The 15,549-nt window shown below is 40.1% G+C and carries 8 protein-coding genes; 1 reads left to right on the top strand and 7 read right to left on the bottom strand.

Annotation, left to right across the window (positions count from 1 at the left end; genetic code table 11):
- From ACR2F7_RS03620 to ACR2F7_RS03590, 7 genes are all read right to left on the bottom strand, one after another.
- On the bottom strand, positions 1-903 hold a 903-nt coding region (locus ACR2F7_RS03620), incomplete at its 3' end, for an AlbA family DNA-binding domain-containing protein (protein WP_432712229.1).
- 3 nt (positions 904-906) lie between these two features.
- Complete coding sequence (locus ACR2F7_RS03615; RefSeq protein WP_432712228.1) at positions 907-4,050, bottom strand: sacsin N-terminal ATP-binding-like domain-containing protein; 3,144 nt, start codon at positions 4,048-4,050, stop codon at positions 907-909.
- A 484-nt stretch (positions 4,051-4,534) separates the two neighbouring features.
- Entirely contained in the window at positions 4,535-7,228 is a 2,694-nt protein-coding gene (locus ACR2F7_RS03610; RefSeq protein ID WP_432712227.1) for a DEAD/DEAH box helicase, read from the bottom strand.
- 25 nt (positions 7,229-7,253) lie between these two features.
- Positions 7,254-9,095: a site-specific DNA-methyltransferase gene (locus tag ACR2F7_RS03605; protein WP_432712226.1), complete on the bottom strand. Its 1,842-nt coding sequence runs from the start codon at positions 9,093-9,095 to the stop codon at positions 7,254-7,256.
- Positions 9,096-9,100: 5 nt separating this feature from the next.
- Positions 9,101-10,819, bottom strand: coding sequence for a DUF262 domain-containing protein (locus ACR2F7_RS03600; protein ID WP_432712225.1), 1,719 nt, complete (start codon positions 10,817-10,819; stop codon positions 9,101-9,103).
- Between the two features lies 1 nt (position 10,820).
- Complete coding sequence (locus tag ACR2F7_RS03595; RefSeq protein ID WP_432712224.1) at positions 10,821-13,727, bottom strand: SNF2-related protein; 2,907 nt, start codon at positions 13,725-13,727, stop codon at positions 10,821-10,823.
- 487 nt (positions 13,728-14,214) lie between these two features.
- A complete protein-coding gene (locus tag ACR2F7_RS03590; RefSeq protein WP_432712223.1) occupies positions 14,215-14,790 on the bottom strand; it encodes a hypothetical protein in 576 nt (191 codons plus the stop codon).
- Between ACR2F7_RS03590 and tnpC the strand changes: the two genes are divergently transcribed.
- A partial coding sequence (gene tnpC / locus ACR2F7_RS03585) for an IS66 family transposase (protein ID WP_432712222.1) occupies positions 14,789-15,549 on the top strand: 761 nt, incomplete at its 3' end. The genes ACR2F7_RS03590 and tnpC overlap by 2 nt on opposite strands.

The raw sequence follows: 15,549 nt of genomic DNA, 5'->3' as shown, positions 1-15,549 counted from the left end.
GGTAAGGTTTGCAGCGGAATACCTGGTAAGGTTTCCATCGGAACACTGGTAAACTTTGTAGCGGAATGGGTGGTAAACTATGCAGCGGAACGCTGGTAAACTATAGAGCGGAATATGCACTTTTTGCAATTTACCAATTTTCTGCTTCGCAAAAAAAGTAATAAATTCTTGAATGTCAGAACAACTAAGTACATCCTCGACCTTCACCATTTGCTCAGATTTAAGAGTATCGGGCTTGGCCAAATAGATCTCAAATAGTATATCGGAAAGGTAAGTTTCAAAGTTATCAACCATAGAGGAATATAATATTCTTGCCAATACTTTCCCTTCCTTGACAGTGGTAAACATGGCTGGACTTTGCGGATAGAGAAGTCGTTTCAGACTATCAATCATTTTTAGTATACTTTGATAGTGCTCTATTAATTTATTTTTGGAGTCGGTTGTTCTTGCTTTTAACGCTTCGAGATCATTATTGATAGCGAAAATTCTTGTATAGCCATTAGATTGAAATACCTGTGCTGGTGGGTTTAACACTTGAATTCGTCCGTCTTTTCTAATATAGACCTTGTTCTCCACTGTTATTTGAACTTGCGATTTGGAAACGCTGATCGCAAACAATTTTTTTTCATTGTGTTGGACATACCCGTAATCCACTAATGGCTTGGGTGACAACAGGTCAATAGCTTTATGGGTCATTGAGGTCGCCCGAAAGTCTTCACTTAGACCCGACACCTTTAATCCTCCGATCTCAGAAACACCCAGAATGAGCAGTCCGCCGTCAGTGTTAGCGAATGAGCAAATAACCTGGGCGATTGTTTTTGATGGCGGTAACACCGCCTTGTATTCTAGTGTTTCACTTTCCGGCTGAAGAATGAGTGAAGAAACATGACCTTGTAAATCCATTGCTTAATTCATCCTAATTGGGATTCGGTTTATTCCGGTACTTTTTAAAATCCGTCCCAAGGTCAGAATATGGGGATCGGATATTCCATTGTCGACCCATAGCTCTGCAGTATCGGTATCTAATGTGTCTTTCTCTGAAGAATAATAAAATATAACCTCGCCATTGTCCGATGGCCTAGTCACAATGTCTATCATCACGCCATTTTTCACGATACCACTAAGCACGGTTTTAGCGGTTTCTTCAAGATTCGTGCAATCGTAATCGCGATGAGTACGAAGAAATGCTTCTATCCTTGTTTTTGCTCTTTCAATCAATGTTTGTGCATATGCATAACTGCTACTGGTTGGGTTTGATGTATGGTAAAATCGAGCTTGGAGCCAAGGATCCTTGAATGCTTCCTCAAATTCAGTTTGAGATGTTATACCGAGACTTGCCAATATCTCTGGGGTAAGGTTTACTTTCTCTGGCACTTCGCTGTTGAAGGGTGCTTCGCTATTGATCTCTTTTAGCCGCCCCAACTGATTACGGAGATCTTCTATACTTTCTATTCCGTGCTCTTGCATGAGTTCATCAATCTCTACCGCTTTTTTTATATTAAGGGAAATGTCGTCATCTTCGAGAAAGAGAAACCGCTTTTCATGTAAATCAGGGAAATGTTTAGCAGCCCTTTCACGGTTGTCATTCATCCACACATAAAAGTTTTTTAAAGTATCCTTATGTTCTTTTCTTTTATCAACATCCCTCAACATAGGCTTTAGACATGTCGTTATTTTTTCAGCAACGTCAGCGATATTATAAGTCCGATTTTCAGGTAGCACAAGAAAGATCGCACTATCTAGTAATTCTTCACGGAAATCGTAACCTAAATCGGCCGCTATATCTTTAATTATTTCGTCGATATCTCCCGCGTCCAAAAATAGATCGTCTTTTGTACAAAAGGTTCCATTTTGGTTCGGAAGAATTGGATTCTTTTCTCTATTAATATTGTTTTCAAATTTGTTCTTGACTAAAAAACTTACGAAGTTATGCAACCAGTTGAGAGTTTCCTGTTTATTTTCAAAACCTAGGTTCTCCTGTAGACTACTTAAAGTCTTTTCGGCAGAAATCTTTGATACAATATAATACAATGATTTTTTGTCGGATTCGTCCCAAATCTTCTTATCATAATTTTTCAAAACCCTTTTATGTTGAAAATCGTCTGGGTATACCCGTGCGGAAAAATCAAATATTGCTTGTCTGTACTCCGGGATATTTTCCAAGGGAAACAATGAAGCCAAGTAGTCACATACACTAGAAATATTGTCGTTTGAACTATCTTTAATAATTGTATTTATCTCCGTAATGATTGCGTCCTGTTGTTTTGGAGGATAACGTATGTCATCCCCAGTCCCGACACCCTGGTATACTAAATATGACTTGGGATTTACTGATATAAGTGCACAAGCATTTTTCAATTCCTCATCAATACCTTTGTCGACGTTTAGATCAGATTTAATCCTAAACTCTCCTAGCTGATTTGGGATTACTGCGAACTTATCAGCAAGTATATCATTAATATGAACAGCTTCTATATTCAATAAAACGTAATATCCTCTTAAAAAATCAATAGCCGCATTTTCATCCGCTTCAAGAAGTTTAGAGAGGTTTTCTATATTTTCAGATTTATGAATGTCTTCAGACAAACTTGAAATTGTCAGGAAGTAACAGTCTGACCAAACAACTTCATACCACTTATCTACTTGGTTTTCAACGGGGACCGAACTGGGATATAGCCTTTTTGCAAGACTCCAGATGTTTTTTCGAAAAGTTTCTTTGTCTGCATAAGGAAAAAAGACCTGTGATTCTTCGAAATCATTTAAAATCGCTTTTCTCTCGCCGGTGAACACATTAACCAATGGTGTGTGGAGTAGTCTAGTTCTAATTGGCTCAATCACATTGTTGTTAAACCAACTTGAATCAATCCATGCACGTTTAGCTGGAAAACTTATTCGCGCTAAGTTGTACAGATCATGCCATTCATTATTTTCACCCACAAAGGATAAAAAGCGAGTATACAGTTCGACAGCTTTCAGCATTAATGAGCAATTAAGCTGCGCGAACTCATTATCTTCATCGTCAATTAGACTTACACCATCACGAGGCTCCGTAGGTTCGAAAAGCGTACTGTTTACAATGAAAGGTAGATTGAGATCTTCTGTACCGATCATAGGGAAATCGAGGTGTATCCTTGGTACATCTTCATTAAGTGATTGAACAAAATAATCCAGGCCATCGTAAAATACTGGAATGATTATCTGTACATGATTTTCCAGAAGTGCCAAGAAATATTGTTTTGACTCTGTTTGATCAATCAGCAGATTATAAATTACAATATCATTCTCCTTGGCCGTCAGCGTCTTATAAATCTTTACTTGATAAACGGTTTTGCTAGACAATCCATCATTAACAGTTAGAGAATTAATCGCGGGAACGTTGATTAGTGTATAAGCGATCCCCTTATGGACTTCCTCTAGGGCTACTTGAGCGAGTTTCCTAGTTTGATCTGTTAGGGGATAAATAAAAGATGTTTGCAAATCGATATCAGATCTTTCAACTCCATCAGATTTAAGGATGCTATCTTCTGCTTGATCGAATGCCTTGTTCATGCCTTCGACAATTTTAATTTCTGTTTTACCAGTTCTATCCAACCAGAAACTGCAAGTATGAAACAACTCGCTTTCTTCCTGTTGAAAGGAACTGACAATTTTTACGGATTCAGATAGTAAATGCGTGGTCATGAACCCCGTTCCGAAACGTCCGGTGGTTTTGTATTCTTTGCCTAATTGTTCGGTGTCTCTCTCTTTATCGCCTGAAGAATATTTCCTCACTAATCCCCGGATATGCCCGCTAGTAAAATAACCCTTATTGTGGGAGAAAATAAATTCATCTTCAGTTAGTGAAATATTAACATCCACTTTTTCATTATTTTCGTTACATAAGCTAACGTTGTCCTTGGCATTTTGGATAAGCTCCCAAACGAGTCGACGCGCCGTAAATTCGACATTTATTTTTTGCCGAATATTCATTAATTTCTCTAAGATAGACTTCGAAGTAATCCTGTTTAATTCCTCGTGTTCAGATTTGGCAAACATGCCGGCCTTCGCCATATATATTTTATTAAGCGTTAATGTTGAGCTAATTTATGGGTTTTTATATGAAATCCATTGCACGATAATAGCAAATACACCCTCTTCGAACTTGAGCACACCTCCAAGAGCTAAAGGCCGGGAGAACCGCCGGTTAAAACATATGTATGCTGAGCTTCCTCTGGATCATAAATATTTAAAGATGTATTATCAAAAAAGTTCTAAAGCCCTGCCCGCGAAAAGATATGGCTGCTTATGTGATTTCCCACGCATCATATAAGCATTTGCAGGGTTTGCAAGATTACTTGCTTGCCTAAGTCCATGTATTATTACCACAAAGTTAAGGATGACGCTGAAACGATTCTGAAACTTCAAGAGCTTGCTGCAAAACACCCTACTGAAGGCTAGCATTTATATTACAGCCAAATTCGTCGAAAGGGCCCGATCTGGAACTATAAGCGGGTATATTTCAATTTATAATTCCCTTTATCGTATGATTATCCAACTAACTAAACTTTGCAATTAAATACTTCAAATTTATCGTTCTTGTAATTTCATTATGCGGCACCAATAAGTACTTCCACGCTTTGCCGCCATTTTGGAGCGTGTAATCAGTCGCATATTTACAGAATCTTTCTGCGGCGGCTTTTTTTGCTAATACATCCAGGGTCTGCATTTCGGATGCTGACTTGGGCTCAATCATGTAAATGGTGCCTTCGGTTTCGGCTACAAAGTCTGGCTCATATTGCTTTGAGTTATTATCCCAGTAAATACGGAATTGATTTGGCGCAGGCCTCAACCATTTAATTACCGAATTGTCGTGCTCAAAAACGTACGCTAAATCCTGCTCAGCTTTAGAATCAAACTTATATTCAAAATGACAGCCTTTCTCAAAGCCTCTGTATACAAATTTCGGAATAAGGCTGATTGGAGTAATTATGTCCCGATAATCACGATAACCTGCATTAACTAAAGCAGAGAAATTCCAAGGTTCTATCTTGACAAATGGCAGTACCTTGGGTGCTACATAATCAGGCGTGTTTAGTACAAAGTGGTCTTTCATCTGTGCATAAATCTTCGAAGCTATAGCTCCTTTAAACTGGAAGATTGCTTGAGAAATATTGTCTGTATCGTCAATTTGTGCTTTTATAGCCTCATAAGCTTGGGTTGCTAAACTGTATAAAAGCTCTGCATTATCATCATAGTCAATTTCGGGATAGTCAATCAGGGCGGCGATGATATTGTTAACCGGATTACCGTAGGAGCCGCTTGACTTGGCTTTTATAGTTACAACTAATTTATCTTTCAACCCGATGCTGATAATCTCCTGCTCTAAGGCCTGAAAGGTAAAACTCTCAGTATCTAAATTAAACACATTGAAGCTTGCTTCAACATCTCCCTGAACTAAGTCCATTCGGGGAATTTCAATGATATTCTTTTTGTAGTCCGCTACAACTTTTTCATAGATTTCTATTGCGTCCTTTAATATCTGAGAAGCAAACAAATTCACCTGACCCTTGGAGAGGTCTTCCTCTATTTGCTTAATTACCTTCGTTTTAACCTCTTCTTTACTAAAATCATCAATCTTGCGAACTTCGGGTAAGGAATTGAATTGTGGTAGAGCATAAATGATAGCCTTCTTTGCATCCAGTCCGTTTTGTGCTTTTTGCTTTGTGGGGGTATCTGTAATTATATCTATCTTCTTTTGTTCCGCATCAAAACTTTTTTCTATCACCGGCTTTGAAGTTACCACCTCCGTCTTTGTTCGTAAATCGTCCTCTTCTATTTCAATGAAGCTGATTTTATTTAACACCGAATTAGGGTCTTGAGCGGCCTGAATAACACTTTCGAAGTTATCGTGAGCGATGACCGTTAACTTATCAATTTTATCAACGCCGGTTCGTTTACCTTCATAAGGCAAGCGCAAACCACGACCGATAGTCTGCTCTACCAAGACCGCTGCGTTAGCAGCTCTTAACGGAACAATAGTGTAAAGATTGGTCACGTCCCAACCTTCCTTGAGCATATTTACGTGGATGACGATTTCAATGTCATTGTCTGTATTTTCCAAGGCGAGAAATTGCTGCTCAACTTCTTCTTCCTTACGTGTTGAAGAATCTATTTGCAGAACCTTCCCTTTGAAATCACCGTCATAAAACTCATCAGAATTTATTAGTTCAAATATTTCCTTAGAGTGAGCTATGTCTTTACAGACTACCAGAATAAAAGGCTTTACCAGTTTAACATCATTGTTTCTCGAGTAAACCTCTAACTCGTTTTTTGTATCTAAATGAACACTAACTGCATCCTCTAGTTTTATAATTTCAACTTCCTTTTCAGTGAGCGAACCTTTCAGAAAATTTTTACGTGTAGCTATTGCAGGGTTCTTTACAAACTTTCCTTCGGTTAGTGCCTGGGCTAAAGAATATTCATATACAATGTTCTTAAAGGCCCTGCCCTTTTCATCGAAGGGAGTAGCCGTTAACTCCAGTCCTAGAACAGGCTTTAACTCATTAATGGCATTTTTTGAAGCATCCGCATGGTAGCGGTGCGCTTCATCCATTAATATCACCAGTTCGTCTAAGCCAGATAGATACTGCCAATACGATTCCCCAAGATATTCGGATAAACGTTTAATTTTAGGCGCCAGGCTTACGCCACCCTGTTTAATACCCTTGTTATCAGAATTGAACTTAGCAATGTTGAAGATATTTATACGAATCTCAGAGTCATTGAACAATGCTCCTTGTTGCATATAGTTATCGCCTGTTATAATTACCGGCCTGTTATGTACAAATTCTGAAATACCATTAAACACATATTTATGATAGGCAGGGTTGCCGAAATCTTCAATTAGTTTATCATAGATGGTAAGGTTGGGTGCGAGGACAAAAAAGTTCTTGATGCCCTTTTTTAAATAAAGATATGCAATACAAGCACCCATCAACCTCGTTTTTCCTACTCCGGTGGCTATAGAAAAAGCCAGCGAAGGGAAATCCCGCTCGAAGTTGGTGCAGGTTGGGAACAAAGCTTTTACTTTGGCTAATTCCTCCTGTAAAAACACATCCGCATCTTCTTGTGCATAAGAAATTTTCATCAATGATAATTGTTCCGACAGTTGCACCACAATATCTAATGCTTCCTGAAGCGGCTCCCGTAAGGAAAGGCGTTGTTTTATATTATTTGCAATTGCATTCATTTATTAGCGGACAAATTAGCATTGGTTAAAAAAGACTTTGTTGAGGACTCTGATCACCCAGCTTATCCCTAATCTCTTGTACAGTTTCTATTGGGTCAACAAACTCATCATTAGGATCTGTCGATTCTTCATGCGAAAGATTTACGACATTTAAGCTGTAATCGTCTCGGTTAAACTCGCAGCGATTTAATAGCATCTGCGGAATTTTTTTAATGGTGATATTCGGGTACCTGTTTTTACATTCCTTCTGGAAGGCTTTGCAACAGATAAGCAAACTTTCGCTAGGCTGCATCTCTGCCTGAATACTATCCAATGCTTCTACTGTAAGAAATTGCGTCGTTGTAAATATGTAGTCTTGTTCTGAAGAATTTCCTTGTTTCCAGTATTTGTGTTCGTGCGGCAGATATGAAAAACCTTCTTGCTTAGCCATTGCGGCAGCTAACATACTGGGGTTAAATTCTTTGTTGATAACCCAATTGTCAAAACTGTCTTTATTTAGAAGGCTTGGTGCTAATGTGTAGAATTTGAATCCGCCGCCCCCCTGCCAGTTTGCGACTTTGGTGATACCTCCCATGTCTTCCCCAACAATTACTCTTTTTAATCTCGGGAAACAATGCGTTTTAGCGTGTTGACCAATTTCAACTCCAATAAAATGCCTATTCATTTTCAATGATGTCGCTGCCGTTGTGCCGGAACCTAGAAATGAATCGAGTACTATGTCTCCTTCATCTGTAGACATTTCAATTATTCGGCTAACTAAGCTTTCCGGTTTTTTTCCATTCGCAAACTGCACCCCGCCTTCTTTTGTAAGATTGTTTATTGTAGAAGTGGCATCCCAGTAGGTACCAAGTTTATTCTTTTTATACAATACTCCATTTATATTTTCGCCAATATCTCCTAGCCAAGCTAACAATCTACACTGAGGACCCTTATAAAATTGTTCATAAAGCTGGCCTTTATTTCTGCCAGTTTTAGGAACGTATTCAATTGAAACTAAATCCTCCGTTATTCCAAAGGTTTTACGTGAGTTAATTATACGTTGACGAATTGAAGATTGAGCATCCTTAGCCTCAAAGATTCTGCTAGAATATTTATAGTAAGCTTCCTTCTCCGAAAGTTTTTCTTCCCTTATTATTTGGTTTATGGACTTAAACACAGGGTTCAGTCTTAGATATATCTTAATCTCATTTTGTTCGCCATCCACCGTAGAACCGATATATTGCTTTTCCCCCTCATGGAAAAGAACAGAAGTATACTTCCAGCTTTTTCCTTCTTGTCGATATCGCTCAACTAACTCATAAACGGGTATATAATCATAGATACCTTTGAAATTTGGGATAACACCATAATCTTTTGCGTATATATGAATGTACTCTATATTTTTCTTTAATTTCTTGTCCTCACCACCCCCTGAAGCACCTGCAATGTTCTTCATATTTACAGATATAGTATTAATATAATTTTGTCGCCCGAAAACTTCATCCATTAACACTTTCAAGTAAGCTGACTCTTCGTCATCTATTTGCACGAAGATTGCACCATCGATACGAAGCAAGTTTTTTAACAGCTTCAAGCGCTGATACATTAGGTTTAGCCATATGGAATGCTCTACTCCATCATCGTAGTGTTCGAAGGCATTGCCTGTATTGTATGGCGGGTCAATGTAAATACATCTAATTTTACCTGCATAATGTTGCTCTAATGCTTTTAGTGCTAACAAATTGTCGCCGTGAATAAGCATGCTCTCGGCATTCGGGTCTCCGTAGCTGTATTCTGGATTTTCTATTAAAATACGTGGTTCGAGCTTGGGCTCGTCGCCCTTGCCAACCCAGGTAAGTTCTAGCTTTTGTAATTTTTGCTTGGCCATTAAGATTAAATATAGTGCTTAATCACTTTGTTTATGAGCTCTTTGTGACGTTGTTCAAGTAATGGCAAAGTCCATTCGTTGAACTGCATTACCCTTAACGAATTAGGGAAAACACTTACAGAATCTGAAAAATAGGCTTTCTTTTTTTCCAGAAAGTCTTTCCTGCCTAAAGCTGAGTTTTTACTCCTGGATATCAATAAGAGATTTCCTAACTTGTGTATATTTTGCTCCATATCGTCAGCAGTAAACAGTTTTACCCACTCGCTTTTGGTTGACGGATTTTGAGGAAGTATATGCTCAACAGAAAGCTTAGTAAATTCGGGAAATACGGTATTGTGGTCGTGCATCAAATGCTCCAACAGCAGTAATATATATTTGCCAAACCGTTTACGATAAATCTTGTCTCCTATATTTCTTTTTATGTCTTCTACAGAATAATCGAAGACAATCGAATCATTAATCAGGTCATTCGGCGTTTTGGCTTTTTCAATGGCTTTCAAGACATTGGCCATATTATTAATCCTTGATGATGGCCCTAACTGACATATCCAATCTGCACTGAATTTGTTGTTTAATCTGATTGTAAAGTCTAATAACTGGACGTGCTGAAATTTTTTGTAATAAGCGAGTAGTGGAGGTATCCAATCATTTGATGGTAAACCATACCACATTATAATAATTAAGTTTTGAAAAGCATTCGGAACCGCCGGCGGTAAATCTTCTAAAAAGATGACTTTTTTATAAATATCTGCGTATGAAAAAATTGCTTCAAAAGTTTCCTTGCCCTTTTTAAGCAAGGCCGGTTTAGCTTTATATATTTTCTCCTCAAATTCTTTGACGATATTCTCTCTGGCTTTCTCTTTTACATAAATGGTCCGGATAAACGATAACAGTCGGTTAAAGTCCTCGTTCCCCATTGAACTTTCTAACTCTTCCCAGCGCTCAGCCATCTTTATAGAATCAATTTCGCTTACCTCTCCTAAGTTTAAAGATTTCAGTATGTCTGCATTGGTCAATGGAACTCCGCGACTGTTTAAAATAGTAAACAATCTAAAAGCGTCTTCTAATTCTTCTGAAGCCACATAAATGACTATAACGTTATTGAAAAGATGTTTTGCAAACTTTTCAATATCCGCCTGGGCTTTATCTGAAAAATATTCGTGAATGGCTAATACTCCAGAAGCCATATTGGAGATTGACAGATTTTTTATTTCCGCCTCGATTTGCAGCTCACTAGTTAGCTGCGTGCCTCCAGTTTGCTTAATATGTTTCTGAATAAATGTTTCAACCTTATCCCTGATTTTATAGACCATGCGTAGCCTCTCGGGGATTTGCTCAAATTCATCTTCTTGCTGATAGATAAAATTGCAACAGCTCTTTTTCAAACCATCTTTTTCTGCTAAATCACGTATGACAGCCAAAATCAGCAAAATGGTAGTCATTCTTTGCTGACCATCTAGCAGGTCATATTCGTTATATACTATTTCGGCACCATGAACCGAATCAGTAACAGAACGCTTTTGTAACACCAAGGAGCCCAAGAAGTATTCAGAATCCGGATTATTTTCTGCTGCAAAGAAAATATCTTCCAGAAGTTCTGTGATGTTGTCTGATTGCCACACATAGGAACGTTGGTATTCTGGAATCCGAAACCAAAAATCCTTAAAGACTTTTTGAATAGTTACTTTTTCAGTTTCGATTTTACGCTTGGTAGCCATTTTCATATTATATTATTTTCCATTTAAATGTAAACAGTTCCTTCTGTTCAATCTTTTGATTCAACATTTTCTCTGTACTGGTCAATATCACTTCTTTCTTTTCATCAATATCGTCCTGAGCCACAAACAAAGTCTGACGCTTTTCACTTCGGCGTTTCTCCAGCTCCTTTATTTGCCGTTGCGCTTTTACCTTCGCTTCTAAATTAAGCTGTTTTTTTGCTTCTGCTTTACGTAGCTTGATTTCGGCATCCAGGTCGCGGATTTCCTTCTCCAGACTGATTTTCATATCAGTGGCCCATTGCTCGAGCTTATCCATTTCTTCATCGAAGAAATCGCGGTTCCGGTTGGCGTTGACGGCAATTACTCCCTGTTTCTGTTTAAAAATCAGTTTTGAAAGTTGGTTTAACACATCGTTGGTTACGTCGATTTTGTTTTTTTCTGATGCCGTAAGGGAGAAAAGCCTTGCTGCAACCTCGCTCTCTATTACTTCTCCGTCGTCGGTATAGCAAGCTAACAGAAGGTAATCTTCTTCCTCAAAGGAATTGATTGATAAATGTTGCGCCTGTAACCAGCCAGACTGATCGACCAAATCCTCGAGTACGGTTATTTTTGTCGGGGTATGAGTATAATCGAAAACAAGCTCTTTCCGAGGGGTCGCTTCTTGTTTGCAAGCCGCAAGAATGCGTTGAGCTAACTTGTGGCCGATTCTGAAAATATTGGTGTCGTCAGGTACGTAAATGTCAGACTTTTTTTGGCCCTCCTCCGGGCTTAGAATCATGTATGGCCCCTGATTGATATTCTCGTCAGGGAAAGGATTTTTAAGCAGTTTAAAAGAATAATTATCGTCGTTAAAGCTTGCAAAATTCTTCAAGTAGTACTGCGTTGTGCGCCAAAGCTTTTGCTCGAAAGCGTTTAGATTTGCCTTACTAAGAGAAAGATTGGTTTTCAGCTTTTCTTTTACCTCTTCGTCAAAGTTTTCAGTTAACAGTTCTCTTACCGCTTGTATCTTTTCAGAAATCTCCGGTTTTAGTTCATTTTGCAGGTCATCGAAAGCTTGCTTTATGGCTTCAGGAGTTCTGCAATTCTGATAGATGTGTGCGATACGTTTTTCAAAATCTACGCCGTTACCAATAGCGCCGAGAATTTCGTCACTAGAACCAAATACGCCATCAAAAATCTGGAATTTCTCTTCAAGAAGCTCATACACCCGTACATCGGCTGCGTTTAAGTTGTTTATAAAGTTTACGACGACAACATCGTGCTTTTGACCGTATCGATGGCAGCGGCCGATACGCTGCTCTATTCTCTGGGGATTCCAGGGCAAGTCGTAATTGACAATCAGTGAGCAGAATTGAAGGTTTATCCCTTCGGAGGCAGCTTCGGTGGCAACCATAATAGTTGCTTCGTTTCTGAAATAATCAACTAAAGCAGCTCTTTTATCGGCAGTTGGAGAACCAGTAATTTTGTCGGTTCCCTTATGCTCCTTCAACCAATCTTTATAAATGGCGTTTGACTTTGCATCGTTATTGGCTCCATTGAATTGAACCACTTTATCTGCATAGCCCCTTGCTTCTAATAGATTAGTAATAAATTCCTGAGTCCGCCTGGATTCTGTAAAAATTAACGCCTTTTGATTAGCCCCTAACTTTTCAAGTTCCTGAAATCCTTTTTTAAGCGCAATAAATAAATGTTCTGCTTTGCTGTTTTTTCTGATTGTATGAGCGAGAGTCCTGAACTTTTTCAAGTCTTCAATTTCCGCTCTAATATCTTTTAGGTCTGCTTCTGTGTAGACAACTTCTTCGAAATCATTACCCTCTTCTGATTCGTCGCTTGCCCATTCATCCTCAACTTCTTCCAGCGATTCATAATCTTCTTGTATATCGTTGAACAAGTTCGTTTCATTCTCTACAACAAGATTTTCGAGCTTCTTTACGAGCGCATCGAGCGTTCCGTAGATAGCATAACTAGAAGACGCAAGCAGTTTCCTCAATATCAGTGTCATTAACTGACGCTGACTTGAAGGGAGGGCAAATAACCTGGGCCTTTGCAGATATTCGGAAACCCCCAGGTAAAGTTGCTGTTCTTCCTGTGTGGGAGAGAACTCTTCGCGTATAGCTCTACGCTTTGTGTAATTGATATACTCCAGCACATGGCGACGAAGCGTTCTTTTGCATATCGGCTTTAACCGGTTCTTTAGCTCATCATAATCGCCTTCGTCCAAACGCTTACTGTATTGGGTTTTAAAACTTTTCAAGTCGCCAAATACATAATCATCAATGATACTTACCAAGCCATACAATTCTAACACCGAGTTTTGCAAAGGTGTTGCTGTTAGAAGTACCTTCTTTTTATCCAGCAACGCTTCTTTAATAGTATTGCCTATTTTGTTCGAAGCTTTATAGACGTTTCTCAAACGGTGTGCTTCATCAATGATTACTAAGTTCCAACGAGTCTGTTCCAAATAGGCTGCCTTGTTTCGGGCAAACTGGTAGGAACATATAATGATATTATTTTTCGAGTTAAAAGGATTTAAGTTTCCTTCCTTAATAGCCTGATTAAAAGATTTGGTTTCCAGAATTGTTGAAGGCAAGAAGAATTTATCAGCAAGTTCCTGGTTCCATTGCTTCCGGAGATTAGACGGACATATAATCAAGAGCTGGCGTTTACGCTCTGCCCACTGCTGAGACAGTATTATTCCTGCTTCAATGGTTTTTCCCAAGCCTACTTCGTCGGCTAAAATAGCACCGTTAGATAATGGTGATTGAAAAGCAAAGAGAGCCGCTTCTACCTGGTGCGGATTCAAATCCACCTGAGCATCTTGCAGGGAAGCTGTAAGCTTTCCTATATCATTAGAAGGCAATTGCCTTGTCAATTCGTACGCAAAGTATTTTGCGTGATACGAGGTTAAATTCATTATCCGGTAAAATCCCCTTAGATGTAAGCAGCTAAAACTACTTCTAAAACGTTATTTGCTAAAATAGGCTTTTTTAAAACATATTTGCAAAACTAGCAAAGCTTGCAGTATTTTATCTCTGCACCTTAACATATAATTAGCTTATTGTTCTATTTATCCCACGTAAAGCCACGAATTTTTATAAAAATAGATCCGCCCTGTGTCCCTAATGCTAAATTTCTTCTCTGCAATTTTGGTTTCCTTTCCAGTTAATTATGAAGGTTACTGATAAAAACCCTGATTATGTTATCTAAAAGAAGCTTCACGAAACAAGCAACTGTTAAATGAAACTGTCTAAAGCATTTCAGATTTAGTTGTCGCCCTAAAATAGCTAAATATTTACCATTAGTTATATGATTTTGTAAACTTTAGCCCTCTCGAAACAACTAAGCTTCCTTAGAACTTTATTTAACAGACATTGAATATAGCACAATTACGGGAAAGGTTTTTAATTCGCATTTCCATTTTGCTGCAAAATCGCCGCTTCCTTAGCAACTTGCTCAGCCTCTTTCCTTTTAGCTTCTGCCGCTTTCCTCAATTCTGTTTCAGCCTCTAATTTTGATACAACTGCTGCAGCCCTTTCCGGATTTTCATAATACAAAGAGTCAATACGACGATTCAAGTCAGGAAGCTGTTGTCTGAATATCCTGTATTTGACCTGATCTGCCCTTAAATCCTGGCTAATCTTATAACTTGCAAAACCCCATGCTAATCCTGCTACTGAAAGAAAAACCAGAACAATCAGGATAATCATCAAACCTTTTGACTTAGGCACGATATGATGATGATGCTCAACTGCAAATGATTTAGGTATTTCCTTCAGCTGTTTATCCAACTCTTCAATGGAAGCACTCCAAACATTCATGCTTCCGACAAATGATTGATAGGCTTTATCTAGTATCTTCTTTAAAACTCCTGTCTGCTCCTTAATATAATCCTGCGCCTCGAAATGTGATTGGTTAATTCTTTGATGTAAACTGTTTTGCTTGTAAACGTCGGCCCGGCTCGCTACACTCCTGGCCATGGACCTGCTCGACGAACTTGCCCGCACCGCTATCGATCCCGCCATGCTGGCGCAGGTGCGCGCATTGGTCGAGCAGCAGCAAGCGCAGCTGGCCGAGAAGGATTTCAAGATCACGGCCCTGACGCACGAACTGGCCTATCTGAAGCGCATCCGCTACGGCAAGGCCAGCGAAGTGCTCACCGGCGAGCAGCGTTCGCTGTTTGAGGAGGCGCTCGACATGGACCTGGCCGCCATCGAGGGCGAGCTGGAGAAGCGGGCCAGCAGCAAGCCAGCGCGCAAGCGCGCCGGCCGCCAGGCGCTGCCGCCGGAGCTGCCGCGCATCGAACACCGTCACGAGCCCGCATCGTGCGCATGCGGCGGGTGCGGCGCGCACCTGGTCAAGATTGGCGAGGACGTCAGCGAACAACTGGACGTGGAACCGGCGCGTTTCTTCGTGCACCGCCACATCCGCCCGCAATATGCGTGCCGGGCCTGCGACACCGTGACGGCGGCACCCGTGCCGCCCGCGGTCATCGATGGTGGCTTGGCCGCGCCCGGCCTGCTGGCCTGGGTCGCCGCCAGCAAATATCTCGATCATTTGCCGCTGTACCGGATCGAGCAGATCGCCGCGCGCCAGGGCGTGCCGCTGGCGCGCTCGACGCTGGCACAGTGGATCGGCCGCATCGGCGTGGCCCTGCAGCCGCTGGCCGACCGCCTTGGCGAGCTGCTGCGCCAGCGCGCCTGCCTGCATGCCGACGAGACGCCGGTGCGCCAGCTCGA

The sequence above is a fragment of the Pedobacter sp. genome, from assembly GCF_045628745.1.
GTDB lineage: Bacteria > Bacteroidota > Bacteroidia > Sphingobacteriales > Sphingobacteriaceae > Pedobacter.
Note: the sequence above shows the minus strand (reverse complement) of the source record. Positions and strands in the feature narration are given on the sequence as shown.

Excerpts from the sequence above, each read along its gene's own strand:
- ACR2F7_RS03615 (WP_432712228.1), bottom strand. The coding sequence starts at position 4,050 with ATGGCGAAGGCCGGCATGTTTGCCAAATCTGAACACGAGGAATTAAAC.
- ACR2F7_RS03610 (WP_432712227.1), bottom strand. The coding sequence starts at position 7,228 with ATGAATGCAATTGCAAATAATATAAAACAACGCCTTTCCTTACGGGAG.
- ACR2F7_RS03605 (WP_432712226.1), bottom strand. The coding sequence starts at position 9,095 with ATGGCCAAGCAAAAATTACAAAAGCTAGAACTTACCTGGGTTGGCAAG.
- ACR2F7_RS03600 (WP_432712225.1), bottom strand. The coding sequence starts at position 10,819 with ATGAAAATGGCTACCAAGCGTAAAATCGAAACTGAAAAAGTAACTATT.
- ACR2F7_RS03595 (WP_432712224.1), bottom strand. The coding sequence starts at position 13,727 with ATGAATTTAACCTCGTATCACGCAAAATACTTTGCGTACGAATTGACA.
- ACR2F7_RS03590 (WP_432712223.1), bottom strand. The coding sequence starts at position 14,790 with ATGGCCAGGAGTGTAGCGAGCCGGGCCGACGTTTACAAGCAAAACAGT.